Origin of the sequence: Treponema sp. SP13 (assembly GCF_050938355.1) — a bacterium.
Lineage (GTDB): Bacteria > Spirochaetota > Spirochaetia > Treponematales > Treponemataceae > Treponema_D > Treponema_D socranskii.
Genome location: NZ_JADOVM010000007.1, coordinates 39,561 through 65,316, shown reverse-complemented (window position 1 = coordinate 65,316; position 25,756 = coordinate 39,561). Strand labels below are relative to the sequence as shown.

General features: G+C 51.7%; 20 protein-coding genes. 5 read left to right on the top strand and 15 right to left on the bottom strand.

Annotated elements, in window-relative coordinates; all coding sequences use genetic code 11:
• Positions 1-36 precede the first annotated feature (36 nt).
• On the top strand, positions 37-1,182 hold the full coding sequence (locus IZU26_RS12040; protein WP_021331075.1) for a M24 family metallopeptidase: 1,146 nt from the start codon (positions 37-39) through the stop codon (positions 1,180-1,182).
• Positions 1,183-1,216: 34 nt separating this feature from the next.
• Here IZU26_RS12040 and IZU26_RS12035 read toward each other — a convergent pair whose 3' ends face one another.
• Both IZU26_RS12035 and IZU26_RS12030 read right to left on the bottom strand, forming a co-directional pair.
• Positions 1,217-4,075, bottom strand: coding sequence for a tetratricopeptide repeat protein (locus IZU26_RS12035; RefSeq protein ID WP_433279296.1), 2,859 nt, complete (start codon positions 4,073-4,075; stop codon positions 1,217-1,219).
• Positions 4,065-5,564 carry a fibronectin type III domain-containing protein gene (locus tag IZU26_RS12030; RefSeq protein WP_433279294.1) on the bottom strand — a complete coding sequence of 500 codons (1,500 nt, stop codon included), beginning with the start codon at positions 5,562-5,564 and terminating at the stop codon, positions 4,065-4,067. The genes IZU26_RS12035 and IZU26_RS12030 overlap by 11 nt, the downstream gene beginning before the upstream one ends.
• A gap of 133 nt (positions 5,565-5,697) precedes the next feature.
• On the opposite strand from IZU26_RS12030, the gene uvrC reads away from it, so the two are divergent.
• The 4 genes from uvrC to IZU26_RS12010 all read left to right on the top strand — a co-directional run bounded on the left by uvrC (position 5,698) and on the right by IZU26_RS12010 (position 9,412).
• Positions 5,698-7,770, top strand: coding sequence for an excinuclease ABC subunit UvrC (gene uvrC / locus IZU26_RS12025; protein ID WP_433279292.1), 2,073 nt, complete (start codon positions 5,698-5,700; stop codon positions 7,768-7,770).
• Positions 7,771-7,941: 171 nt separating this feature from the next.
• Positions 7,942-8,244, top strand: coding sequence for a 4-fold beta flower protein (locus IZU26_RS12020; RefSeq protein ID WP_433279290.1), 303 nt, complete (start codon positions 7,942-7,944; stop codon positions 8,242-8,244).
• Positions 8,245-8,762: 518 nt separating this feature from the next.
• Positions 8,763-9,134: a hypothetical protein gene (locus tag IZU26_RS12015; protein ID WP_433279288.1), complete on the top strand. Its 372-nt coding sequence runs from the start codon at positions 8,763-8,765 to the stop codon at positions 9,132-9,134.
• 14 nt (positions 9,135-9,148) lie between these two features.
• Positions 9,149-9,412 carry a hypothetical protein gene (locus tag IZU26_RS12010; protein WP_433279286.1) on the top strand — a complete coding sequence of 88 codons (264 nt, stop codon included), beginning with the start codon at positions 9,149-9,151 and terminating at the stop codon, positions 9,410-9,412.
• 129 nt (positions 9,413-9,541) lie between these two features.
• On the opposite strand, the gene IZU26_RS12005 is transcribed toward IZU26_RS12010, so the two are convergent.
• The 13 genes from IZU26_RS12005 to IZU26_RS11945 form a co-directional block, all read right to left on the bottom strand.
• The gene (locus IZU26_RS12005; RefSeq protein WP_433279284.1) at positions 9,542-11,299 is read right to left on the bottom strand and encodes a flavocytochrome c; all 1,758 of its coding nucleotides are present in this window, start codon (positions 11,297-11,299) and stop codon (positions 9,542-9,544) included.
• A 167-nt stretch (positions 11,300-11,466) separates the two neighbouring features.
• Positions 11,467-12,399, bottom strand: coding sequence for a transketolase family protein (locus IZU26_RS12000; RefSeq protein ID WP_433279282.1), 933 nt, complete (start codon positions 12,397-12,399; stop codon positions 11,467-11,469).
• Between the two features lies 1 nt (position 12,400).
• Complete coding sequence (locus IZU26_RS11995; protein ID WP_433279280.1) at positions 12,401-13,207, bottom strand: transketolase; 807 nt, start codon at positions 13,205-13,207, stop codon at positions 12,401-12,403.
• Between the two features lie 38 nt (positions 13,208-13,245).
• Positions 13,246-14,112: a class II fructose-1,6-bisphosphate aldolase gene (fba, locus tag IZU26_RS11990; RefSeq protein WP_433279278.1), complete on the bottom strand. Its 867-nt coding sequence runs from the start codon at positions 14,110-14,112 to the stop codon at positions 13,246-13,248.
• Positions 14,113-14,154: 42 nt separating this feature from the next.
• A complete protein-coding gene (locus IZU26_RS11985) occupies positions 14,155-15,813 on the bottom strand; it encodes an ABC transporter permease (RefSeq protein ID WP_433279276.1) in 1,659 nt (552 codons plus the stop codon).
• 158 nt (positions 15,814-15,971) lie between these two features.
• Entirely contained in the window at positions 15,972-17,006 is a 1,035-nt protein-coding gene (locus tag IZU26_RS11980) for an extracellular solute-binding protein (protein ID WP_433279274.1), read from the bottom strand.
• 66 nt (positions 17,007-17,072) lie between these two features.
• On the bottom strand, positions 17,073-18,011 hold the full coding sequence (locus IZU26_RS11975; protein ID WP_433279272.1) for a carbohydrate kinase family protein: 939 nt from the start codon (positions 18,009-18,011) through the stop codon (positions 17,073-17,075).
• Positions 18,004-18,846 carry a MurR/RpiR family transcriptional regulator gene (locus IZU26_RS11970; protein ID WP_433279270.1) on the bottom strand — a complete coding sequence of 281 codons (843 nt, stop codon included), beginning with the start codon at positions 18,844-18,846 and terminating at the stop codon, positions 18,004-18,006. Before IZU26_RS11970 ends, IZU26_RS11975 begins: the two co-directional genes overlap by 8 nt.
• 68 nt (positions 18,847-18,914) lie before the next feature.
• Positions 18,915-19,808 (bottom strand): metallophosphoesterase, encoded by an 894-nt coding sequence (locus tag IZU26_RS11965; RefSeq protein ID WP_433279268.1) that lies wholly within the window; start codon positions 19,806-19,808, stop codon positions 18,915-18,917.
• Positions 19,809-19,838: 30 nt separating this feature from the next.
• Complete coding sequence (locus IZU26_RS11960; RefSeq protein WP_433279266.1) at positions 19,839-20,960, bottom strand: DUF362 domain-containing protein; 1,122 nt, start codon at positions 20,958-20,960, stop codon at positions 19,839-19,841.
• A gap of 32 nt (positions 20,961-20,992) precedes the next feature.
• Positions 20,993-23,149, bottom strand: coding sequence for an ATP-dependent helicase (locus IZU26_RS11955; RefSeq protein WP_433279264.1), 2,157 nt, complete (start codon positions 23,147-23,149; stop codon positions 20,993-20,995).
• Positions 23,146-24,666 carry a 30S ribosomal protein S12 methylthiotransferase RimO gene (rimO, locus tag IZU26_RS11950; protein ID WP_433279263.1) on the bottom strand — a complete coding sequence of 507 codons (1,521 nt, stop codon included), beginning with the start codon at positions 24,664-24,666 and terminating at the stop codon, positions 23,146-23,148. The genes IZU26_RS11955 and rimO overlap by 4 nt, the downstream gene beginning before the upstream one ends.
• Entirely contained in the window at positions 24,653-25,744 is a 1,092-nt protein-coding gene (locus tag IZU26_RS11945; protein WP_021331244.1) for a helix-turn-helix domain-containing protein, read from the bottom strand. The genes rimO and IZU26_RS11945 overlap by 14 nt, the downstream gene beginning before the upstream one ends.
• Positions 25,745-25,756: the final 12 nt, after the last annotated feature.

The following is a 25,756-nucleotide window of genomic DNA, read 5'->3' as shown; positions in this document are numbered from 1 at the left end:
CGCAAAAAAATTGCTATATTGTAAGCGAGGATATATATGAAAATGCCGACAGCGGATGAATGTAAAAAAATGTATGCGGAACGCCGTGCACGCGTTGCCCGCTTTATGAAACAAAACGGCATCGGAGCAGCCGTATTTATCGACAGCGAAGAAAAACGAGAAAGCGCCGTGCGCTATCTTTCAGGCCACATAAGCGATGCGGTTTTGATCGTATTCGACGATGCATATTCGGTACTCGTTCCGTGGGACGAAATCATGGCAAAGCGCTATGCGTTTGCGGATAACGTCATACCCTACACAAAATATAAAAACACGGCGATCGATGCGGTAAAAGCGGTGCTCGGCGAAAGCGATCATTTTAAAAACAAAAAAGTCGAACTGCCGCCCGCGACGACGTATCCCGAATTTTTAAAATACGTCGATGCGCTCGAAGGCTGCGACGTCCACTGCCGGGAAAACAGCGTGCATCACTTTGTCACTGAACTTCGCATGATAAAAGACGCGTACGAAATCGCATGTACGAAAGAAGCTGCGCGCATAGGCGATTTGATAATCGATACGGTGGAAGACGGTATCAAATCGAAAAAGCTCGTAACGGAAACGGACGTCGCATTGCTTATCGAAAGGGAATGCCGCGCTCACGGCTGCGAGCGCACGGGGTTCGACACGCTTGCCGCAGGACCGGAACGCAGCTGGGGCATCCACTGTTTTCCGAATTACACTGCGGGAAAATGGGCGGACACGGGACTTTCCATTCTCGATTTCGGCGTCGTCGTAAACGGCTATACGAGCGATACGACGGTCACGGTTGCACGCGGTAAGCTTTCCGCTGCACAGGAAAAACTCGTCGCCCTCGTACAAAAAGCGTATGACGAATGCCTCAAGCTCTATAAGCCCGGACTTTCAATCCGCGATGCGGCGCTCAAAGCCGACGAAGTGTTTGCAACCGGGAAACGGAAAATGCCGCACGGACTGGGGCATGCGATCGGTCTTGAAATACACGAACCCCCGCGCGTCAATATCAAAGCGTCCGAAACGCTCGTTTTTAAGCCGGGCATGATCGTAACGCTCGAACCGGGACTCTATGACGAAGCGCTCGGCGGCTGCCGCCTTGAAAACGACGTGCTCATCACCGAAACGGGAAACGAAGTTATAACGCATTCGAGAATTATTAAATTATAACTGTTTTGCGGATTCGCATCGCACCCGGGCGAACTCAGCGTCCGCGTGCATTTTCGAGAGCTTCCGATGCGGCAGCGTCGAGAGCTGCGGCAAGGGATGCATCGGGTAAGTCGGCAAGTTTTGTGCGCATATCGTGAATGACAAGCGGCACAAGCTGCTCATCGGTGAGCGAAGTGAACGGCGATGTACCGTTTGTTTCAAGAAGACCTAGCGGCAGTTTTATCTTTCTGAGCACTTCGGCTGTCGCAAGCAATCCCGGCCGACCGGAAAGACGCGCGATCACATAGTCGAGCAAAAGCCGCGTTTTGCTTGACATAAATTTTTCCTTTTGCCGTACAGGTAAAAAGCCGCACATCGTACGGAGTTTTTTAAACAATTCGAGTTCGATCGCAAATTGATCAGCGCTTTTTTTATTTTGCAGAGCTGCAGCGATGTCGGGAAGCGCATGCATGGCTTTTTCAAGCACAGCGGTAAGCTCGGCGGACACCCGATCGCTGCGACGAGCGCCGTCGAAAAGTTGCGGAACTCGTTCCTTTCCGAAAGTCTCATTGCGCGGCATCGCTTTTGTTTGCTCGGACGCGTTTTCCTGCGGCGAAACTTTTTTTTGCACTTTACGCTCGATAATCTCGCCGCGTTTCCCGTCCATTTCGGAAAGAGTTTTTTCCGCAGCTTCCCGTATTTTTTTCATCGCATCTTCTGTCGCATCTTTGACATTCGACTCGGCAAGGGCGGCATCCGTACGTATCCGTTCGGCACTTTTTTTTGCCGTATCGATAAGGCGTATCGCGTCCTCGGCAGCATCGCGCGCGGCTCGGCTCGTCCGATGCGCTTCATCGTAGGAACGGCGCAATGCGGCAAGTTCGCTCGCTCGTTCGACATTCGAAGTATCAAGGGCTGCCGCAAGTCTGCGTGGAGCTGCGATACCCGCTTCGGCAGCACCCGGTAAAGGTATCGGCGCTTTAGGCGGCGATTCCGGCAAAGGACGCCGAGCCGGTACATCTTCGGCTACCGAAATCGGTTCGTCTTCATAATTCACATATTTTGCTTTGCTTCGAGGCAAAACGACAGGCATTTCAAATTCCGCATCGATAGTTTCCGTACCGAATCCGTCGTCGATATTTCCGGGGACGGTTTCATCGAGTCCAGCCGCCGGCCCCGTTCGCCCGTCGAAAACGTCGTCGTTCCCAGCAGTCCGGGAAGACGCGTCTCGATCGATCGGGCGGTCGGGCGAAATAAGCAGATCTAAACCGTCCGCTTCGGAATCCTGCATTTCCTCATCACTTTCCCGATCGGTCATCGTAAACGGATCGATTTCGTCGTCGGCTTTTAAAAGGCTTTCGCCCATCAAATCGAAATCGAAGGGCGTCTCTTGCGTAGGAGCCGGCTCATATACGGCAGCTTCGAGCGCTTTCGTTTCCGGAGAATCCATAACGATTTCCGCACCGCTTTTTTCATCGCTTTCATCGGCAAGATAATCGTTTTTTGCAGCTTCCGCTTCGGCCTGCAATTCGGCGATGCGTGTTACTTCGCTGTTTGCCAAAACATTGCCGTCGTCTACGGCGAGAACGGCGCGGTAAGTATCGAGCGCGGACGAAAGTTTCCCTTCCGCCGTATCGATTTTTGCCGACAACACGAGGGCTTCTTCGTCGTGCGGATATTTTGAAAGATAGCGTGCGATAAAATTCCGAGCCTTATCGGATCGTCCGGCTTGCATGAAACGGAGCGCTGCGGATTTTTCATAGGTAAAATACTGCGCGTCGATCGAATTTATTTTTTTATAACAGGAGGCGGCCTTTTCATCCTCTCCCCTGCAAATGCAATACTGCGCGTAGAGGTCGAGAATTTCTATGTCGTTTTGATTTTTCGCATAAAGCGCTTTCAGCTTTGCAAGCGCCGGGACATAATCTCGAGCCGAAAGAAGAGTGCGCACATACTGCGCCCCGACGGCGGCATCCGACGGAAAATCTTTTTCCGCCTGACGCACGAGCGCGGCTCCGCTTTCAAGCGCACCGTTTTTTTCATACGCGTCGGCAAGGCACGAGATAAAGCTCGAGTTTTCCGGATCGAAGGCCGAAGCTTTTTTGAACGCCCGAACGGCAGCTTCATAATCGAAGCGTCTTCGCTCTACGCGGCCGAGGAGCGAAAAAAGATGCGCATCCGACGGATGGAGCGCAATCGCCTTTTCGACGACGGATGCGGCGGCAGCCGTTTTATGGAGGCGGAGCAAAAGAGCCGTATATCTTTGCACGGCTTCCGTCCAGCCGGGCTTTGCGCGGAGGGCGGCTTCGTATGCGTTAGCCGCTTCCCCGTACGCGTGCAACGCTTCATAGGTTTCGGCAAGGTTCAGCTGCAGTACCGGATGATTCGGATCGACTTGCAGACCCCGCTTATATGCCGTCGCGGCTTTTTGATATTCCTTTCGGCGCGCATAGATCGCACCCAGATGATTGTACGCAAGCGTATCGGCGGGATCGGAGGCGATAACCGATTCGAAGCACTCGACTGCCCGGTCGTAATCTCCCATCGAACGATACGTAAATCCCAAATTATAATTTACTTCGGCATTGCTGCCGCCGATCGCGAGAGCCGTACGGAGTACACGGAGAGAATCGTCGAAGCGGCCGAGCCTCCGGTAAATGGCGCCGAGTGCATTGAGAGAAGCCGTATCGTTCGGATTATTTTTATTAATTTTTTCGTAATAAGGAAGAGCGCGCGCATCGTCGCCCGATTTGACGTATACGTCACCGAGCGCAAAAAGCACGTCGCGGTTTTCGGGGTCGTCTTTTAACAATCCCTTATATAAGCGCGCGGCGAGTTCAAAATCACGGGAAGCGAGAGCCGCCGACGCACGGCGCAAAACGAGTTTATTTTCCTCTGCCCTTTCACTTGCCATAAGTGCTTTCCGCCTCGGGCCGCGCATAGGTTTCGCGCGAAAGGGAGCCCCTTATCCGATTGTCGAGTTTCGAATACGATGCGACGGCAAAATAATAAATCGTCCCGTTTCGAAGCCCCGTGAGCGTAATCGACTGCACAAGGCCCGCATCTACAGGCGATGAGCCTTCGCGTGCAACCCGTCCGAGGTATTCGCCGGGTCTCGTGCCGTAATAGACGTAATAACCGCCTGCGCTTTCATCGACCGAATGCGACCACGAAAGCGTTACGCTCCCGTCACCGGAAGCCGCTTTTACGGTAAAAGGCGGAAGCGGCGAAGGAGGCACCGTGTAATCGATATCGATTTGCGTAATCGACGGCGTATGCGATCCGTTTCCGTCCGGATAAAGATCGGCAGCTATTTGAAAATACAAACCGTTTACGCCTGAAATCGCTTCTCCGTTTCGCACCGGACGCCATGCGGGGTACGAATCCGTCCAGCCGAAAATATTGTCGCCGCTTCGCACATAGAGGCGTACTGCGGTCTCGGCGGGTTCGTTCACCACCGCCGTCACCGAATCGAGGGAAGATGCGACCGACGTCAAAAACGGCTGCGTTTCGATCCGCCCGCCGGACACACGATACTTCGCATATCCGAGAGTCGACGCGTCTTCCGATTTTTGCCGCATCGCATCGTCGTAGGTTCCCTTTTGTATGCGGAAATCGTCGATGCTTCCCGTATACTTTCCGCACAGCTCGATATCCGAAGGCACGCCCAAACAGACGGAATACACCGAACCCGACGCACGGCCGGTCGACGTAACGTAGGCGATCGCTTCGAGCATACCGTTTACGCGGTATTCAATGCATCCGCTCTCTTCATCGAAAGCAATCGAGTGATGCGCCCAGGTTCCCGGAATCAGCGTCGTAATGCCCGAAAGCGTCACGTCTCCTTTTTCGTACCCGTCGAAGAGATTCAAAAACGTCCATGAAAGATGATTTTGATAAAAAGAAGCCGTAATCATCTGATATACGACGTTCCGCCCGATACTGCGCGACGAGCGCCAATTAAAGACGACTTCGCCGTTTTCAGCGACCGAGGGCAAAAGCCAAAACTCGATATAAAACGACGGAGCGTGTCCTTCGCTGCCGAAAAGAGAACCCCGCTTTCCGCGAATCGATATGCCGCCTTTTCCGCGGGAAAGCGCCGCGCCTTTTCCCATAGCCGATTTCCCCGAAAGCAAAAGTTCGTTTTTGACCACCGTATAATTACCCGCCGTATCCGTAAACGGCTTTTTTTCGAAATCGAACAGCGCATCGGTAAAAGCATCGGCGCTCCGCGAATCGGTTGCAAGTTCGATGCACGGATACCCGAAACGCCCCGTACCTTCGGCGACTCCCCGCTTTACTGAGAGCTTCGACCAGCCCTCCTTTCCGCCGATCGTCATCGAATCGGCAAAAGCGGGACGGATACACAAAGCGGTCGAAAGAACGCACAATAAAGCGTACACACGCAAACGGAGCGCCCGCGAAACGGCAAGTGCGCGCACCGGACGAAGAGCGCATAAAGCGGCAAACGCACCTACTGGACGAAGTGTGGATAAAATCGTTATTTTTTTATTATACGGAATACACATAGGCACTATGGCAAAAGCGGTACGGGAAATATTACACGAAACGGCATTACAAGCCCCCTCTTCAAGCGGCGTCTACCTGTGGCGGAACCGGCAGGGAGATGTCATCTATGTCGGCAAAGCGAAAAACCTGAAAAACCGCCTCACCTCGTATTTTTCCGGCAGCAAAGACATCAAAACGAAACTGCTCGTCGCGCACGCCGATTCGATCGAGTATATCACAACGGCAAACGAATACGAAGCCTTTTTGCTCGAAAACAATCTTATTAAAAAACACAATCCGCGCTACAACATCGATTTGAAAGACGGCAAATCCTATCCCGTTCTGCGGATCACGAACGAAGAATTTCCGCGCGTCATCAAAACGCGGCGCGTCCTCGAAGACGGCTCGACCTATTTCGGACCTTACCCCGACGCGGGCGCACTCGACACCTTTATCGATACGCTCTACCGCATCTACCCCGTGCGTCGGTGCAAAACGCTCAAAAAACGCGATGCCCCCTGCCTCTACTACCACATCGGCAGATGCGACGCCCCCTGCTGCAAAAAAATTTCACACGACGCCTATACCGAATACATCGGCGAAATCGCAAGCCTTCTTGAGGGAAAAGGAGACGACACCGTAAAAAAAATAAAGTCGGAAATGCGGCACGCATCGGAAAATCTCGACTTCGAAAAAGCCGCGCGACTGAGAGACGGACTTTCAGCGCTTTCGATCATGCAAAAACAGAATATCGTCCAAACTTTCGACGGCGACGACCGCGACTATATCGCCTATTGGAGGGAAGGAGAACTCGTAAGCTTTACCGTCTTAAAACTCCGCGGCGGCAAACTCGAAGGACGCGGCAACTACCGCACCGTAAGCTTAAACGAAGATACCGAACTCATCGGAGAGTTTTTCAACGCATACTACACCGACAAAGCCGAAGTACCCCCGCACATTTATATACCGAATTTATTAATTAATGATTTATCCGACATTGAAAATTCTCATACCGATACGGGGAAGAGCCCTCCCCCGCGCTCGCACACGGTTGCTCGCTCCCTCTCCAGCGGGGGCACCCCGCAACTCCCCGATCGAAGCGTCGCTTTTCTCTCGCCCGCCGAACTTGCAAGATGGTTTTCCGAAACGCTCGGCGCCGAAACCGAAGTCGTCCCCCTTTCCGACGCAAGCGAAAACGCAAAATACCACACGGCAGCCATCAATATGGCAAAGCAAAATGCGCATGAAGATATCGTGCGGCGCCTGCGTGAACGAGGCGACATACCCGCGCTCGAAGAACTCAAAACGCTCCTTTCCCTCGACACGCTTCCCGTTCGCATCGAAGGATTCGACATCGCGCATATCGGCGGAAAATTCCCCGTCGCAAGTTTAATCAGCTTTTACAACGGCAACCCCGACAAAAAAAACTACCGTTATTTCCGTCTCAAAACGACCGACGGCATCATCGACGACTTCGCATCCATGCGGGAAGCGACGAGCAGACGTTATACGAGACTTTTAAACGAAGGACGGGAACTGCCCGACCTCCTCCTCATAGACGGAGGCATCGGACAGGTAAACGCAGTGCAGAGCGTACTCACATCGCTCGGCATCGACATCCCGATCGCGGGACTTGCCGAAAAAAACGAAGAAATCTACCGGCCCGGCAACAGTACGCCCATCGTGCTCCCGCGCAGAAGCGACGCGCTCCGCCTGCTCCAGCGCGTAAGAGATGAAACGCACCGTTTTGCGACAAGCAAAAACCAGCGCCTCCGCACCAAAGAAAATACCGTAAGCATTTTTCTCGAACTTCCGGGCATCGGCGAAAAGCGCGCGCGCACATTGATAAAAAAATTTACGACGCTCGAAAACCTCGCAAGTGCCGATAAAGAGTGCATCGCGGACGCGCTCGGCATGAGTACGGACGAAGCGGAAAACATTGCGCGGGAAGCAAAAAAACTCAACGATGCACGGAAAGAAAAAAAAACGAAACAAATCGAATCGCTCGAAAGCTCCGGTACGACCGCGCAAAAAGCCGCAGCAGCGCACTACATCGACAGCCTTGCCCGCGCCGCCCTCGACGGAAGCGGCATCGAATAAGGGCAGGACTGCTGTCGAAAATACAGCCGACTTTTTACAACACGCATTGTTTTCCGCCAATATAATTTCAGCTGCCCTTGCCTCGCACCGCCCGATTGTAGAAAATGCGATTTCCTCTATAATGTATACGATCGATATATGAGCGCATAAAAATTATTAAGGAAATTGCAAATGGAATACATTTTCGATAAAGAGGGAAACCCGCTCGGCGTCGTACAAGGCGCATACATCCGCGACATGGAAGGAAATCCCGTCGGACAGCTCAAGGGCGAACACGTCCACAAACTTACCGGAACTTATGTCGGCGAACTCAAAGACGGCATGATTTTGGACATGCACAAAGGTAACTTCGGAAACGCGGGCTATGCCGAAAATCCGGGAAAGGGTATGCATCCCATGGCACATTCTCCGCGGCCGCCGGTGCGCACCGTATTCGAAGACGCGTGGGAAAAATTATTTGACGACGGGCTGTAAGGCGGCATAGTTGGAAACACCGGCTGCAGCCGACCGGATAAATGGTGATTCCTTCCAGTACGGGCAGCGGATTTATTTTCATACATTCATAATACGTAAAGACTGCCAGCGCCCCGTAAAAATTTTTCGACATCGAATTGGCTTTTCCGCCTATACTCGGCACATCGTTTGCAAGCTTTTCGTATGTCTTAACAATCTCCCGATATTTTTCTTCAGCTTCGGCTGGCGGGAATTTTTTATACAATTCGTTCTTAACCAATCATCGGACTTTTGGGGAATAGGGAATACGGGTTGGGGGGTTCATGAGGGTTCTCCTTTTATAACAATTGTAACAAAAGAGATTAGAGACTGATACCCGTAATGAATACACGGATTACGGAAAGTCAGCGGTTTTCATGATATAATGAGAAAAGCTAGAAGGGAATGTTGGACGAACGCTTAGCGTCACACTTCGCATCACTTGTTCTTGACAAGATAAACTTACCGACATATATTCAATAAAGTCTTAGGAGGATTTTATGAAAAAGAAATTTGGTATACTTCTTTTTTCATGCCTGTTAGCGCTTTTACTTACAAGCTGTGATGAAGTTTTATCTGTAGTGACTGCCAATAAAAGCGGCGAGAAAATTGTGAACAATTATGTTTCTATGTTTGACGATACCGTTTATGACGAAAGCATTTCCCTGAAATCATGGCACAATATCGGCATTTTCACAGAAGAAAAAGTTGTTCAAATGGATGACTTGCTTTTCAAAATCGAAAATAGAAAAGAAAACCTTGTCGTCTTAGGGGATAAAGATGCTGCCGTTGAAATACGTTTTTTTGAAGGTGGCTATAAATACACGCTTTTCAGTTCAATGGACTCATTGAACCTTATGTTTAATTTTTAGTTTCGGAGGAAAAAATGAAAAAATGCTTTAATTTTTTTATACTGAGTTTTGCGGTGCCACTGCTTGTTGTTTCTTGCGCAAAAAAGCCGCTTACCCTTGATGATACCACTTCAATGAAAACTTTGCTCAAGGCAAGCGACAAAGAAATAACAGAACTTGTCATAAAAGAAGCAGCAGAAAAAGGAAATATAGACGCGGAAGATCTAAATATTGAGTATATTTTGCGTAATAAAGAAAGTCAGACTATTGTTGTAAAGAGCAAGATAAATGAAAAGTAAATAGTGTCTCTCCCTTTGGGCAAAAATCAGGCCGACAAGCTGTTACGCTAGTTCCCAGCCCCCATACAGTCCGGCAGCAAGTGCAATCGCTTTCCCTGCCGCCGAACCGTCGTTTATACTACCGCACTCTTACTTTGCCGCGTTCTTTCCCGCGATGCGTCCGAATACGATGATGTCGGCGATCGCGTCGCTGCCCAAGCGGTTTTTGCCGTGTACGCCTCCGGTCACTTCTCCTGCAGCATACAAACCGGGGATCACGCTCCCGTCGGTCTTTATGACTTGCGCTTGGCTGTTGATTTTGACGCCGCCCATCGTGTGGTGTACGGCGGGCACGGCTTTCAAAATATAAAACGGCGCTTTTTCGATCGGGAAGGTCAAGCTGCGTTTATTGAATTCGGGATCTTTGCCCGCTGCGACGTAGCTGTTGTAGCGGTCGACGGTCGCGATCATCTCGTTCGCATCGATGCCGAAAAATGCTGCCGCTTTTTCAAGCGTATCGGCTTTTACCAACAATTTGTTTTTGTACAGATAGGCGATTTCGGCCGCGTGGTTTTGTTCCAGATGGCTTTCGTCGTATCCTTTTTGATCGATGATTTCATAGCAGCAGTGTCCCGTCTGCGCTTTGATCGCCATGGACATAACGTCGCGACGTCCGAGTTCTTCGACAAAGCGCTTGCCTTCTTTGTTTACGATAACGCTGTGTCCGTAGAGGCGCGCGTCGTCGAAATACAAAAGCGTGCCCGTAAGCGGATCGCATATCGGGTAGGTTTGGATATACTGCATATCGACGAGAGCCGCTCCGATTTTTTCGGACATGACGATGCCGTCGCCCGTGCTGCCGACCGTATTCGTCGAAAGGATGTTTTCATCGACGGCGGGATTGTATTTTTTGCGCATGTCGAGGTTCGAACCGAAGCCGCCGGTTGCGAGTACAACGCCTTTTTTTGCATAAAACGTGTAGTTCATCGTCTTGCTTTCAGCCGAAACTCCGGTAACGCGTCCCTTCGCATCCTGCACGAACGCGACTGCGGGTGTGCTGTATACGATGGGAATGCCGAGCTTTTCCGCTTTGGCGAGCATCTTGGTGATGAGTTCTTTGCCGCTTGCACCGGCCGGAATCAAACTGCGCTTTACCGAATGTCCGCCGAAAAACATCAACGAGTTTTCCCATACGACGCCGCATTTGTCCCTGAGCCATTCCGCGCCGGCAAGCGCGTTGGATGCAACCACGTGTACGAGTTCGGGGTTATTGATATTGTCGCCGCCTTTCATCATATCCTGTTCGAAGCGAGAGACGCTGTCTTCGATGCCGTCTCTTTTTTGAAGCCAGTTGCCCGGAGCCGCCATTTCAGCTCCCGAGATAAGCGTATTGCCTCCGGCCATCGGCATCTTTTCCAAAACGATAACGTCCGCGCCCGCTTCTTTCGCTTCGATTGCAGCCGCAAGCCCAGCGCCGCCCGCACCGATGATGACGACGTCGTGCGTTTCGGTTTTACTCTGCTTTGCCTGAGGAGCTGCGGCAGCTTTTTTATTCGCTTTCAGTTCTCCGCCCGCCTGTGCGACCGCTGCGTTCACGGCTGCAAGAAAGCCTTTCGACGTGAGCGTGCAGCCCGAAACCGTATCGACTGCCGTGCTGTTCGATTTTATTACCGCCGCTTTTAGCGTATCCATCGCTTTATCGAAGCCCGGCGTTTCTTTATGCGAAAGCACTTTGATGTCGGCGATCGCGTTCTTTTTAACGGTTACCTGTACCGTTATCTTTCCGCCTTTGCCGTCTCCCGTTCCGGTATATGTTCCGTTTTTCATAGAATCGCTTTGCGCCGCGGCCGTAAACAAAACCGTCGAAGCGAAAAACGCCGCGAACAGTCCCTTTAAAATCTTCTTCATATTTTTTCCTCCATCGTATGTATACATTCGGAAATCGAACGTATGTTATGCAGTATAAGCGTATCATAATATTCCGCCGTTTTATTGTCAAACGGACGGATATACAACCGGTATTTTTTTATTAATTAATAATATCCGTTCCTCGATATATCGGATACTGCCGCGCCTTACAGGAGCGATTTCGCTTTTGAGACGATGTTGTCGGCGGTGATGCCGTATTCGGCAAGGAGTTCAGCCGTTTGCCCCGACTGTCCGAATCGATCGTCGACCGCAACGTGCGCCATCTTTACGCCGCCCTTACCGAGGAGCGCATAAGCTGCCGCTTCGCCGATGCCGCCGAAACGGTTCGCTTCTTCACACACGAGGATCCGTCCGCCGCAGCCGAGCGTTTCACTTACAATCGCATCGGTGTCGAGCGGTTTAATCGTGTGAATGTTCAGCACGGAAGCTTCGATACCGTCGGACGCAAGCTGCTCGGCCGCTTCGAGGGCGAGCGGCGTCATAATACCGGTTGCGACGATGCAGAGGTCTTTGCCGGAACGCAGGCTCTGCGCTTTTCCGATTTCGAGCGGCGTGTCGCAAGAAGTGACGATCGGCATGGGTTCGCGCGACGTGCGGATATACACGGGGCCTTTAAAATGATAGGCCGCTTCGACGATCAGCTTTGCCTGATTGTAATCGCAGGGGCTCAGCACCGTCATATTCGGAACTGCGCGAAGCGCGGCGATGTCCTCTATGCACTGGTGCGTGCCTCCGTCGCCCGCAGGCGTGATGCCCGAATGACTTCCGGCGATTTTTACGTTCGCTTTGCTGTATGCCGCCGCATTTCGGATAATTTCAAACGCTCTTCCGGCAGTAAACATTGCAAACGAAGATGCGAAGGGCACGTAGCCGACTTTCGACAAGCCGACGGCCATACCGATCAAATTCTGTTCGGCGATACCGGTTTCGATGTAGCGGTCGGGAAACTCTTTTTGAAAAGCCAAAGAACCGGTCGCATGTCCCAAATCCGCGTCGAGGACAATCACATCGGAATATTTTTTGCCGAGCTCGACGAGGCCGTCGCCGTAGCCCTGCCGTGTTGCTTTTTTTTCACTCATATCAGTTGTCCTCCAATTCTTTAAGCGCCTTTTCAAGCTCGTCGCCCGAAGGAGCTTTTCCGTGCCAGCCGAGTCCGTTTTCCATAAACGAAACGCCCTTGCCTTTGACCGTATCGCAGATAACGGCGAGCGGCTTTCCGTCTTCACGGTGATCAAGCGCGGAAAGCAGTGCCTCATAATCGTGTCCGTTCGCCTCGCACACGGCAAAACCGAATGCGCGGAATTTTGCCGCAAGATCGCCGAGCGACATAACCGTATCGACCGGGCCGTCAAGCTGCAGGTGATTGTTGTCTACGAGCACGGTGAGATTGTCGAGGTGATAATGAGAAGCGGCCATAAACGCTTCCCACGCAAGACCTTCCTGCAATTCTCCGTCGCCGGTGAGCACGTATACGCGGTTCGGCTTTTTTGCCAAACGGAAACCGAGCGCCATACCCGCTGCAACCGATATGCCTTGTCCGAGGGAACCGGTACTGCAGTCTACGCCGGGGCATTTATTGCAATCGGGATGTCCCTGCAGCATACTGTGCAGTCGGCGGATATTTTTGAGTTCCGCTTTCGGAAAATAACCCTTATCCGCAAGTATCGCATAGTACGGCGGATTCGCGTGCCCCTTGCTCAGCACAAAACGATCGCGCGCTTCGTCGTTCGGATCGTCCGACAGTTTCATCTTAGAATAATAGAGGGCAACCATGATATCCGTCGCCGAAAGGGAACCGCCGGGATGACCGGAACCCGCTTCTCCTATCATCCAAACAGTATCGCGTCGGATCTGCTTGGCTTTCTTTTTCAACTCTTCTATCGTCATACTAACCTCTCGATCGTATTCCATTATAGCATATCGATTTACGCTTTTCCGATACTTCCGAACAGCGTCATCTTTTCAATACATACGCGTTTGGTCGCTTCAAGACCGGGCGCAAGCACGGCGCGCGGCGTAAAGCCTTTGCTCTCTTCGTCTTTGCCGTCGGCAAAATACTTTTTCGTCGCTTCGGTAAATGCGATTTGACATTCGGTATTGACGTTGACTTTCGATACGCCGAGCGTGATCGCTTTTTTTACCATGTCGGCGGGAATGCCCGATCCTCCGTGCAGCACGAGCGGCAGATCGTCCGTCTTCGCCTGAATGGCTGCAAGTACGTCGAAATCCAAGCCTTTCCATCCGGCCGGATATTTTCCGTGAATGTTGCCGATACCCGCAGCGAGAAAATCGACGCCTAAAGATGCGATACGAGCGCATTCGGCAGGGTCGGCGCATTCGCCGGAATTGATAACGCCGTCTTCTTCGCCGCCGATCGCGCCGACTTCGGCTTCGACGGAAATGCCCTTCGCGTGCGCCTTTTCGACGACTTCGCGCGTTTTTGCGATGTTTTCATCGATCGAATATTTCGAACCGTCGAACATGACGGACGAAAAACCGTTGTCTATCGCATCGAGCGCTTCTTCATAGGTTCCGTGATCGACGTGCAGCGCTACGGGAACGGAGATTTTCAAAAAATTAATAAAACCGCTCACCATGTCGGCGATCGTCCGATAGCCGCCCATGTATTTCGCCGTTCCGCCGGAAACGCCGAGTATGATCGGCGACTTACCTTCCTCCGCCGCGAGCAAAAAAGCGCGGACGCTTTCCATGTTGTTAAGATTGAAGTGCCCGACCGCATAACGGCCTTTTTTCGCATCGACGAGCATTTCTTTTGCAGATACCAAAACCATACCAACTCCTATAAAAATAATTTTAATAATTTTTTGATTCGATTATATCGAAATATCTCCGTCTTTCGAAACTTTCGTAAACAGCAAAAGTGAAATAACCGTAAAGACCATCAAAATGGTCGATACGGCGCAGGCTTTGCCGTCCGTTCCCCGCGAGACCATCACGTACACTCCGAGGTTCAACGTTATCGTCTTCGACGAATATAAAATGATCGAAGACGAAAGCTCGGTAATAAGCGTAACCCAACTCATAATTGCACCGGAAACGATACCGCTGAACATCATCGGAACGGTAATGCGCACGAGCGTTTTCGTTTTGCCGGCTCCGAGACTGATCGCCGCTTCTTCGACGGAAATCGGAATCTGTCCGAGAACGGCGACGGAGCTTCGAATCGTATACGGAATACGGCGGATACACATTGCGATCACCATGATCATCGCGGTTCCCGTGAGTACCAGCGGCCCCTTGTTGAACGCCATAACCATCGCAATGCCGACGACCGAACCGGGTATGATATACGGCACCATCGACAGCGTATCGATAATATTGTTGATAATATTATAGCGCCGCACGACGAGGTATGAAATCAAAATCGCGAGCACGACGACGATGACGAGCGCGCCGCCGCATATCTTTACGGTATTCCATATCGCGCCTCCCATCGTACCGAACACTTGGCGATAGCTCATGAGCGAATAGCCTGAGCGGAACATATTGCCTGTCTTCGTCGTATTTCTAAACGACAGGAAGACGAGATAGACCTGCGGTAAAAGCGAAACGATGACGAGTCCGTAGGCATAGACATGGATCGCGATGCTTGCTAAAAGGCGCGGCTTTTTGCGCTCGATGCGGTGCATCGCGTTCATCGAAAAGCTCATACGGTTCGACAGATATTTTTGAAATAAAAATACGATGAGCGTAATTAAAATGGCGATGACGCTTATGGCGGCGGCAAAGCTGTGGTTGATGCTCGTTTCGCCGACGTATTGGTTGTATATTTCAACCGGAAAGGTGCGGTAGCCTTCTCCGATCAAAAGCGGGGTACCGAAATCGGCAAGCGAGCGCATAAACACCATGAGGGCGGCGGCGAGTATGGACGGCATACACAGCGGCAATACGATCGTCAAAAATCTCCGCCAGCCGGTGCGTCCCATATTTGCGGACGCTTCGAGCAGCGAATTGTCGACGTTTTTCAGCGCGCCTGAAACATAGAGGAACACGAGGGAAAAGAGCTTTGTCGACAATACGAGCAGGATCCCCTTAAATCCGTAGATGTTCGGCATCGCAATATTAAAAGCTGACTTCAAAAATTTCGTGATAAGCCCCGAACGGCCGAGCAGCAAAATCCACGAATACGCGCCGATAAAAGGCGCGGACATGGAAGTGAGCACGATCAAAATCTGCAGCAGCTGCCGGCCTTTGATTTCGTAGATATTGTACAAGTATGCAAGCGGCACGCCGATGACGAGACAAATGACCGTAACGCATATCGAAATTTTAAAACTGTTGAACAGTGTAATAAAATAATACGGATCGCTGAAAAACTGTTTAAAATATCCGAGCGTGAACGAGCCGGTCGCATTGTCGCGTACGGACTGCGTTATAACTTTTAAAATCGGATAGAGCATAAACAGCACGTACAGCGCGAGGATACCCAAACTGACGAGTATCCAAAGATCCGTTTTCTTTGTCTTCAGCATATCGATCTCCGCTAACGTACGACGGAACGCATACCGTCATCGCATTTTTTCAGCGCGTGTGGAATTTTGATTCCGCCATTCATACGAAGTTCTCCACAGCTGCGCGGAGCCGTATGTCGAAAATCGGCCCCGCAGCAAATCTTAATAAAGTTTATCAATCAGTGCTTGATCCGCAAGGCGTTCCAACGCGCAAAAATCGCGCTTTGATTTTCCGCCAAAGCGTTCGTATCGGCTTCGCGATAATTGATCGATGCGAGATCGACGATATATTTATTCGTCGCCGAAAGTTTGGAAGCCGTCGAGGGGCGTGCACCGCTTTCAAGATAGATCGCCTGACATTCATCGCTTTCAAGGAAATCCATAAAGAGCTTTGCGTTGTCGAGATTCGCGCAGCCTTTGATGATCGCCGAACCGAACGCGATCGACGTAACGCCTTCGGCAGGATATACGATGTGAACGCCTTCCGCCCCTTCCGAGAGCATCTGTACGCACGCCGGTTCATAAGTGAGACCGACGGCATATTCGCCGTTGTAAACGCCGCGGTATACGGCAGACGATCCGCTCGTGATGACGACATTGTTCATCAGCTTATCGATATAATCCCATGCCGCATCGTTGTCCCATCCGCCGAAATCGGTGAGTATGCACTGCAGCGAATTCCATGCGCTGGAACTTCCCGTAGGATCTGCGGAAACGACGATTCCCTTCAAACGAGGATCGAGGAGATCGGCAAAGCCTTTGATCGAAACGCCTTTTTCTTTTTCAAGCGCATCGTTTACCCAAAGGCACGGTATCTGGGCGTCGTGATACGTCAAAACGCCTGTCGTATTTTTAAATTCGGGCGGCATAAGCTTGTCGTTTGCGCACACGTAATTTTCAAAATACTGACCGTACGTCAGCGTATCGGCATAGACAAGTCCGCCGAACATAACGTCCGCCTGCGGATTGCCGGCCTCCGCTTGAATACGGGTTTTGCACTCGCCCGCACCGGCCTGCGTGTAGTTGATTTTGATATCGGGGTACTTTGCCTGAAACGCGTCCATGATCGCGTTGTACTGCAGATCGCTCACCGTCGTGTATACGTTCAATACGCCGGAAGCTTTACCGCCCTTTGCAGCACCATCCTGTTTTTTACAGGAACTCAACGACAGCGCCCAAGCTGCAGTTGTCAGCATCACCATAACCTTTTTCATCATTTCCTCCTATAAAATGACATAAGCGATATATGATCGCTGCGATTCCGCAGAAATCAACAGTATTCAAAGCACTTGTATTTTATTAATTGTCCGGCTGTTCATAAACGAGAGCGTATCTTCATACGACGGGATCCCGTCTCTGCCGCCGACTTTCGTACACTTGAGTGCCGAAACCGCGCTTGCAAATTTGATATTCGCTTCCAAATCCATGCCTTTAAAATAGCCTGCGAGAAAAGCGCCGTGAAACACGTCACCCGCTCCCGTCGTATCGACTGCCGCAACCGTGTATGCGGGAAATCGAAACACGACACCGTCGATGACCGCCATACAGCCGGATGCCCCTTGCGTACCGATGACGATCTTCGGCCCCCAGTGCGACATTTCAAGGAGCGCACGGGCATAATCTCCCATACCCGACACAATGAAGGGGTACCGCGCGTTCATGATGAGGATGTCGGCGAGGGATGCGAGCGCTTTATTTTTTTCATTGTCGCGCTGCATCGAACAACCGTCAAGGGACACCGTAACCCCCGCCTCTTTTGCGATTCGGACAGCGGAAAGCGCGTTGTCGTATTTCGTTCCGTCGATGTGGAGCGCATCCGCTCGGCCGACAAGCTTTGCGAGGCGCTCATCCCAGTCGATGGGCGCGAGTTCATCGGGATACGGAAACTTCGTGCGGGAGGCATTGGCAGGGTTGACCATGAGATACGATACGGAACTGCGGCCGCCGGGCACGATATCGATATATGAAGTATCGACGTTGTCTTTTTGCAAGAGAGCAAGTATTTTCTTGCCTGTGTCATCGTCTCCGAGCCTTCCGATAAAAACCGAACGGCAGCCGAGCCGGGAAGCCGCAACGACGGCTGTAGCTGCAGCTCCTCCGCCCTGCTCTGCGATCGAAGTGATATGCGTGGAACCGTCTTCGGGAGGATAGGCTTCGACGGTACACAGATAATCGAGGCAATTATGACCGACGCCGACGATTTGCGGAAAATCACTCATCTGCTGAATGCTCCTTTTGCGTACCTTTGCGTATCGCTACCCCCGCATACAGCGCGTGGATGACGGCGATTCCCGCCATCCGTTCATATATCGAATCGCCGGAAAACATACGGGCGCGGCTCGTTGCAACGAGGCGGCAATCGGCAAGCTTCGACAGCGAAGATTCTCCGATATCGCTTATAGCGATGACGACGGCACCCTTTTGTTTGGCGATTTTAACGGATTCTACGACATCCCGTGTTTCACCGGAACGAGAGATGGCTATGACCGCATCTCCCGCATCGAAATGCGCCGGCTGCATATATTCAAAGTTAAAAGAAGCCGTGTAATTGACGCGGATGCCGATTTTGCGAAAATTGTGCAGGGCGTTCCGCGCAGCCGCAGCCGCTCCTCCGATACCGAAAATTTCTATGTATGACGCACGCGCGAGCACGTCGACTGCTTTTTCAAACTCGGCGTCATCGAGCAGAGCGAGCGTATCGCCGAGTGCTTCCATGCAGCCGGAAAAAACTTTGCACTTAATATCGTGCATCGTATCGTTCGGACGCAGTGCAAAATCGTCCGGAATTCGTCCCCTATCCAAAACCCTTTCTTCGGAAATCGCGATTTTGAAATCTTTTAAGCCCGCATAGCCGATATGATGAAGGAAACGGACAACCGTCGCTTCGCTGACGCCGTTATTCTGCGCAAGCTCGCGGACGCTGCCGCTTAAAACGGATTCGGGAGCATTTAAAACATAATCCGCTATACGGTTTTCCGACGCGCTGAGTTTATTCAAAGATCTGCGGACTTGTACTTCCCAAAGCGGAATCGCTGCGATATTGACCTTTTCCACGTGCTGCGGCATCGGCATAAATCGTAACACGACTTTCAAAAGCTGTCAACAAAAATGTAACAAAAATATCATTTTACTATCGGTATGACCCGCACGAGCGTCAATTCGGGGTTATTAAAGATCCGAACGACTTTCGGCTGCTGATACGAAAGCCCGCGGCTCACGACCATTACCGTGCCGTTTTTCAAAGTGTACTTGCCGCCCGCATATTTCGGAAACATACCCTGCCCCGGTGCATAAAGACCGTTTATAAAGGGAGGAAAACGCCACTGCCCGCCGTGCGCGTGTCCCGCCAAAATCACATCGAAATCATACTGCACGTAATCTTTTACGTATTCGGGGCGGTGAGCGAGGAGCAGCGTAAACAAAACCGTCCGCTCGCCCGAAACGGAACGGACGAGCGCATCCGTTTTTTGTGCGACTGCGGCAAGGCGCCTACGGTAAGAAGCCCTGTCGTCTCCGACTCTGAGCGCCGCCCGATCCCCCAAACCGAAATACGGATCTTCGACCCCTGCGATAACGACGGTACCCTGCGAAAAATCGAGGGCGACCGCTTCATCGTGCAGCACTTTAAAACCGTACAGCTCGACCATAGCGTATTTTTTTTCGATATGCAGATCGGAAAAATCGTGATTTCCCGTCACGAAAAATCCGGGACAAAGATCGCGAATGCCTGAAAGGAGCGCTTCGACGTTTTTGAACGGCTTATCGCCTTTCATCTTTTCGTCGAAAAGATCTCCCGTGATCGCGATGATGTCGGGACGCGCTTTTTTTATCTTTTCAATGATTTTATTTTCGTCTTTGCCGAAATCGTTCGAATGAAAATCGGAAATCTGCACGATCCTGATTTCACTCGAAACGCGCGCCTCTTCGATGTCGTAAGCGGCCGTTCGAATCGTGCGGCACGAAACGAAGACGAGTACCGAAAACAAAATAAATAATTTATTAATTTTCCGTTTCATACCTGATTGCTCCGACATATCACATACAATCTATATTTTTATCAATTCGTAATCGCGCACTCCCATGCCGACTTTTTCCGCGTGTTCGAGCTGCACTTTCCAATTCGTCGCCGGATGCACGTCGCAAAACCAATCGTTATGAGTGTGCTTCCGTTCGTCCATAATGGTGCCGTGCAGATAGGGCTGGCGGTTCGTCATGTCGGCGCACGCGGCGTCGAGAGCTACGGCATCGAACGATGCGAACATTCCGACGTCGGGAATGATCGGCGCATCGTTTTCGGCGTGGCAATCGCAAAACGGAGAAACGTCGACGATGAGCGATATGTGAAACTGTGGCCGCCCTTTGACGACGGCGGCGGCGTATTCGGCCATCTTTTTACACAGCACTTCATTCGTATTTTTTCCGACAGGATGCGTCGCATCTTTCGGACAGGCACCGATGCATCTCCCGCAGCCGACGCAGATTTCTTCATCGATGCGCGCTTTCCGTTTGCCGTCTTCGGTTTTAATAAATTCGATCGCGTCCTGTCCGCATTCGCGCGCACACGCGCCGCAGCCTATGCACAGATCTTCGTCAACTTCGGGTTTTCCGTCGTTGTGCTGTTCCATTTTCCCCGCCCTGCTCGCGCACCCCATACCGATATTTTTGATCGCTCCTCCGAAGCCCGTGCTTTCGTGCAGTTTAAAATGCGTCAGGGAAATGAACACGTCGGCGTCCATCACCGCATGCCCGATCTTTGCCCGCGTTACGTATTCGCCTTCGGGAAAATCGACATAGGTTTCGTCCGTCCCTTTTAATCCGTCGCCGATGATCACGTGACAGCCGCACGCAAGCGGATCGAAGCCGTCCATAAACGCCGCATCGAGGTGGTCGAGCGCGTTTTTACGCAAGCCGGGATAGAGCGTATTACAGTCGGTCAAAAAAGGTCTGCCGCCGATACTTTTAATAAATTCCGAAAGCGCTCTTGCATAATTCGGCCGCAAGTACGCAAGGTTACCCGGTTCTCCGAAGTGCAGTTTTATCGCCGTAAATTTGCCGTCGAAATCGAGCGTCTCGATTCCCGCTCTTTTAACAAGGCGGACGAGCTTTTGCATAAGGCTTTCGGTTTTTGTCGTTCGAAAATCCGCCCAATACACGTTCGCTTTTTCCATAACCGCTCCTTTCGAAGTATCTATATTACAGATCAGTCCCTGACAAGCATCAAAGAATGCGATTGATATTCGGGCATAAAGCGTTTTTTTGCACCGTTTTCGAACTGTACTGCGATAACGAATTCTCCGTCGTCGCTCGTATCCGACGAAACGATTTGCCCGTATCCCCAGTCGTCGTGATAAACTCGGCTGCCTCGCTTCCATTTTTCCGAAAGCTCGCTTGCAGCTTCAGAGCGACCGCTTTGCAAGGCGGATTTTTGCGGTCTTTCCCCGAGCACGCAAAAGGCGCTTTCAGCCTCTTCGATAAAAACGCTCTGCTGCATATACTCCGTTCGCCCGTACAGGCGGCGGCGAGCGCAGGATGTGACATAGAGTTCGTTTTGCGCCCGCGTTATGCCGACATAAAAAAGGCGGCGCTCTTCTTCGAGTTCGCTTCCCGTTTTGTCGCCCCGCGGAAAGATGCCGTTTTCCAATCCCGTGATGACCACTCGCGGAAACTCGAGCCCCTTCGTGTTGTGCAGCGTGATGAGCGTTACCGCATCTCCTTCTCCATCATCGCCCGTTTCGAGCGAACGGTCAAGGGTGATCGAATCGAGAAACTGCAAGAGTCCGTCTTTCGTACACGCGTACAGCGACGCGCTGTTCATAAGTTCCTGCATATTCGCCGCGCGCTGCGTACCCGATATTTCGTCCTGAGTACGGTGGTATTCGAGCAGGCCCGACGCGTCGAGTATTTTTCCGACAAAGTGCGAAAGCCGCTCGTCTTCCGAAAACGATTTAATAATGCCGTCGTACGCACCGCAAAATTCGCGGATGCCCTCTTTTGCTTTTTTCCCCGCATCATCCGCGCACGCTTTTGCCGCTTCTATAAAACCGATCGATTTTTCACGGGCGTATGAAACGATCGCCTCCTGCGTTTTTTCTCCCACTCCGCGCGAAGGTTTATTGACGATTCTGCGAAATGCGATTTCGTCGCGCTCGTTCGCAGCAAGCGATAAAAATGCAAGCGCGTCTTTAATTTCTTCCCGTTCGTAGAATTTCAAAGAGCCGACGACGGCGTAGGGTATCCGCCGGTGCAAAAATTCGTTTTCAAATCCGAGCGACTGCGCGTTCGTGCGGTATAAAATCGCCCAATCGCCGTAAGCCGTCTTTTTTTCCGCGTGCGCTTTTTCGATGAGCTCTGCACAAAATCTCGCTTCCGCATCCTGATCGGGTAAATACACGAGCACGGGTGCTTTTCCCGCCCCTCGCTCGGCTTTGAGCGTTTTTCCGATGCGGTCTTCGTTGTTTTTTACGACGGCGTCCGCGGCGGCAAGAATTTTTCCCGTCGAGCGGTAATTGCGCACGAGTTTAATAATTTTCGTGCCGGGGAATTTTTTGCGGAACGTCAATATGTTTTGTACTTCGGCGCCGCGGAATCGGTAAATCGACTGGTCGTCGTCTCCTACGACGCACACGTACGTACCGCTTCCTTCTGCCGTACCCGAAAGCGTCTGCAAAAGCTTAAACTGTGCGACGTTCGAATCCTGATATTCGTCGACCATGATGACGCGGAAACGGAAACGCATCCGCTCGCGCACGGCGAGGTTTTCTTCCATCACTTGCACCGGCTTCATTATTAAATCACCGAAATCGGCGTTTCCCGTTTCGGAAAGCCTTTGTTCATACGCGCGGTAGATAGCCGACAGATCTCCTGTCGAATCGACGACAGACAGATCGTCGTCCGGCGTAAGACAGTAATCCTTTGCAAGCGAAATTTTATGCGCGGCGAGTTCTGCCTGCTGGCGCCTGAGCGACGGAACGGCTTTCATCACGAGAGTGGCCGCATCATCGTCGTCGTACACGGTAAACGACGGGACAAGATTCGCTTCGGCGGCATAGCGGCGCAAAAACCACGCGCCGAATGAGTGAAACGTGCGTATTTCCGCAAAGCACGCTCTATCGTCGAGGGCGATCGCGCGCGAGCGCATTTCGTTCGCGGCTTTTTTCGTAAAGGTTACCGCGAGTATGGATTCGGGCGGGATTTTTTTTTCGGCGATGAGATAGGCGATCTTTGTCGTGATAACGCGAGTCTTTCCGCTTCCGGCTCCTGCAAGAATCAAAAGCGGACCGGCCGAATGTTCGACCGCATCTCTCTGTTCGGGGTTGAGCGTTTCCATATACGGGAGATTTATCCGCGCATCGGTCATCGAGCATCTCCCGCATCGTAAAAATCGCTCGCATATAAAAGCGGCGGAGAGACTGCCGTTCCGCCTGATATGCGAGACCGCTTTTTGTTGATTATTAAATTCGAGGCGAGATGAGAATCGATATCGACGCCGCTCACGCTGTCGGCAAAAACGCGCACGACGTTTCCGCATTGCACGGCGCTCCGTTCGGCCTCATCGTCCCTGTCGTAGCGGACGACGAACGAACCGTCGACGTCGGGCGCCTGAAACCACGCGCGCCCTATCGCAAGACCTTCTTCGCCTGCAACGACTTCTTCTATGAGCACGTCGTATTCTTTTCCGCACCGCAATTTCAGGCGGCTTTCGGTGATTTCGCTTTGGAGCGCTTCAAGCGCCCGCTTTCGCTCAAGCGCCGTCTTTTGAGGCACCCTGCCCTTCATCCCGTAGGAGGCCGTATCTTCTTCGCGGCTGTACGTAAAGCAGCCCGACCAATCGCTTTGTATATCGGAAAGAAAGCGCTGCGTGGAGCGAAAAGCTTCCTCCGTCTCTCCCGGAAAGCCCGTCAAAAAAGTCGTTCTGATCGCCGCCTCGGGAAACGAAGATCGAATATCGCGCACGAGGCGCACGTATTCTTTTGCCGTACACTTCCGATTCATCTCTTTAATAATTTCGTCGTCGCCGGATTGAAACGGGATATCGAAATACGGAACGATGCGCAGATCTTTTTGCATGACGGGAAAGATATCGCGGTTGAAGTGATCGGGATGAATGTAGAGAAGGCGTACGATAAAGCGGCCTTTAAGGGCGGAGATTTTTTTCAACAAACGGGCGAGCGCCGAAAGTTTTTCAGAGCCTTCATTGACGCCGTCCTCCCCTATGCACGGGAGCGGAAAGCGCCCTGTACCGAAAACATCGTCGCTTTCTCCCGTACCGTAGGCCGCCAAATCCTGTCCGATAAGATTGATTTCATATACGCCGAACAAGAGCAGCGTTTTAATTTCATCGACGATATCGTCCGCGCTTCGGCTCCGCACCGAGCCGCGGATAATCGGAATCGCGCAAAAAGTACAGCGGTTGCTGCAGCCTTCCGTAATCTTTACGTAGACGGAATTGCGATATGAAAGCAGCATCGTCCGTTTTCCGCACGATATGCCGCGCTGCTCCGCCGTGACGACGGGACGCTTTCCCGCAAGAAGAGGACGCACGACGGAATCGATTTTCGAAAGATCGCCGTTTCCGAAAATGCCGTCCGCTTCGGGAAGAGAATCTTTCAGCACATCCGCATAACGTTCGGCAAGGCATCCTGCAAGCAGCACTTTTGCATCGGGATAATTTTTTTTCGCGCGGAGAAGCGCATCGATCGATTCTTTTTTTGCAGAATTGATAAAACCGCATGAATTGACGATGATGATGTTCGCTTTCGAAGCGTCGAACGTTTGGCGAAGACCGAAAGAGGTTAAACGCGAAATGATGATTTCGCCGTCGACTTGGTTTTTCGCGCAGCCGTACTCGTCGATAAAAAATTCAGTCAAGCTCAACGACCACCAATCTGTATTTGCCTTCGGAATCTCGCACCCACTTGATGTCTTCGACGAGCACTTGTCCCGCTTTGCCGATTTCAAGATCGTAGTTTTTCGTATCGGCAACGACGGTAAATTTTACGGTGTTTCCGTTCGACATCCACACGCGCACGCCGTTGTTTGCCGTCACCATGACGACTTCTCCGTTCGTAAAATAATTTTCGCTCGAACGCTTTCGGTCGACCCTATAGCGGAATTCGCAAGGCCCGCGAAAACTCGCGTTGACCGTAAAGGGATAAGCGCGGTTGTCTTCGAGAATGACGGTCTGCGGATGCCTTTGCGGATCGAGCGGATTTTGCGAAGCGTCTTCTATCGCGATTTCGTCGATCGGCAGCATATCGCTGTCTTGACGGCGCACGAGCATGCGCACTTCCGCACCCCGGCTCGCTTCGGTAGAAGATATGTCTGAAACGTAGACGATGATATCGCTCTTTGCGTCTCCGTCGACGTCAAGCTCCGCTTCTTCTGCCAAATCCGTACGGAGCGTACCGACCGGCGTATCCAAACCGAACGATGTGAGCGTATCGCTTACGGTGAGAATGATCTTGCCTTTTTCCGACGGATAGACGATTTTATCGCCGCGGAACAGCCGCTTTTCAAGCGGTTTATCGGTGAGCTCGTAGGTTTTCGCCCCCATATCCTGGGCGACGACGACGCTGCCGTTTTTATTCGCGCGAGAAAATTTAGAAATTATTAAAATCGCGGCGGCTCCCGCGACGACGAAGATGCCGGCACCGACGATGATCGGTATAAAAAAAGACGATTTGTGTTTGACGAACAATCCGTCGGGAACGGGAGACTCTTGAATCGCTTTGCTGCGGTACAACGACATAACCGTATCGGGATTGACGCCGAGGTATTCCGCATAATTGCGCAAAAAACCCACCATATAGGGTTCGCCGGGAAATGCCGACGTATCTTCTTCTTCCAAGCCCCTGATGCACTCGACCGTTATCGACGTTTCGCGGGCAGCCGTATCCCTGTCGATATTTTTTTCTTCGCGCGAACGTTTTAGAATCGTGCCGTAACTTTCCATACCGGGCCCGCC

Excerpts from the sequence above, each read along its gene's own strand:
- IZU26_RS12040 (WP_021331075.1), top strand. The coding sequence starts at position 37 with ATGAAAATGCCGACAGCGGATGAATGTAAAAAAATGTATGCGGAACGC.
- IZU26_RS12035 (WP_433279296.1), bottom strand. The coding sequence starts at position 4,075 with ATGGCAAGTGAAAGGGCAGAGGAAAATAAACTCGTTTTGCGCCGTGCG.
- uvrC (WP_433279292.1), top strand. The coding sequence starts at position 5,698 with ATGGCAAAAGCGGTACGGGAAATATTACACGAAACGGCATTACAAGCC.
- IZU26_RS12020 (WP_433279290.1), top strand. The coding sequence starts at position 7,942 with ATGGAATACATTTTCGATAAAGAGGGAAACCCGCTCGGCGTCGTACAA.
- IZU26_RS12015 (WP_433279288.1), top strand. The coding sequence starts at position 8,763 with ATGAAAAAGAAATTTGGTATACTTCTTTTTTCATGCCTGTTAGCGCTT.
- IZU26_RS12010 (WP_433279286.1), top strand. The coding sequence starts at position 9,149 with ATGAAAAAATGCTTTAATTTTTTTATACTGAGTTTTGCGGTGCCACTG.
- IZU26_RS12005 (WP_433279284.1), bottom strand. The coding sequence starts at position 11,299 with ATGAAGAAGATTTTAAAGGGACTGTTCGCGGCGTTTTTCGCTTCGACG.
- IZU26_RS12000 (WP_433279282.1), bottom strand. The coding sequence starts at position 12,399 with ATGAGTGAAAAAAAAGCAACACGGCAGGGCTACGGCGACGGCCTCGTC.
- IZU26_RS11995 (WP_433279280.1), bottom strand. The coding sequence starts at position 13,207 with ATGACGATAGAAGAGTTGAAAAAGAAAGCCAAGCAGATCCGACGCGAT.
- fba (WP_433279278.1), bottom strand. The coding sequence starts at position 14,112 with ATGGTTTTGGTATCTGCAAAAGAAATGCTCGTCGATGCGAAAAAAGGC.
- IZU26_RS11985 (WP_433279276.1), bottom strand. The coding sequence starts at position 15,813 with ATGCTGAAGACAAAGAAAACGGATCTTTGGATACTCGTCAGTTTGGGT.
- IZU26_RS11980 (WP_433279274.1), bottom strand. The coding sequence starts at position 17,006 with ATGAAAAAGGTTATGGTGATGCTGACAACTGCAGCTTGGGCGCTGTCG.
- IZU26_RS11975 (WP_433279272.1), bottom strand. The coding sequence starts at position 18,011 with ATGAGTGATTTTCCGCAAATCGTCGGCGTCGGTCATAATTGCCTCGAT.
- IZU26_RS11965 (WP_433279268.1), bottom strand. The coding sequence starts at position 19,808 with ATGAAACGGAAAATTAATAAATTATTTATTTTGTTTTCGGTACTCGTC.
- IZU26_RS11960 (WP_433279266.1), bottom strand. The coding sequence starts at position 20,960 with ATGGAAAAAGCGAACGTGTATTGGGCGGATTTTCGAACGACAAAAACC.
- IZU26_RS11955 (WP_433279264.1), bottom strand. The coding sequence starts at position 23,149 with ATGACCGATGCGCGGATAAATCTCCCGTATATGGAAACGCTCAACCCC.
- IZU26_RS11945 (WP_021331244.1), bottom strand. The coding sequence starts at position 25,744 with ATGGAAAGTTACGGCACGATTCTAAAACGTTCGCGCGAAGAAAAAAAT.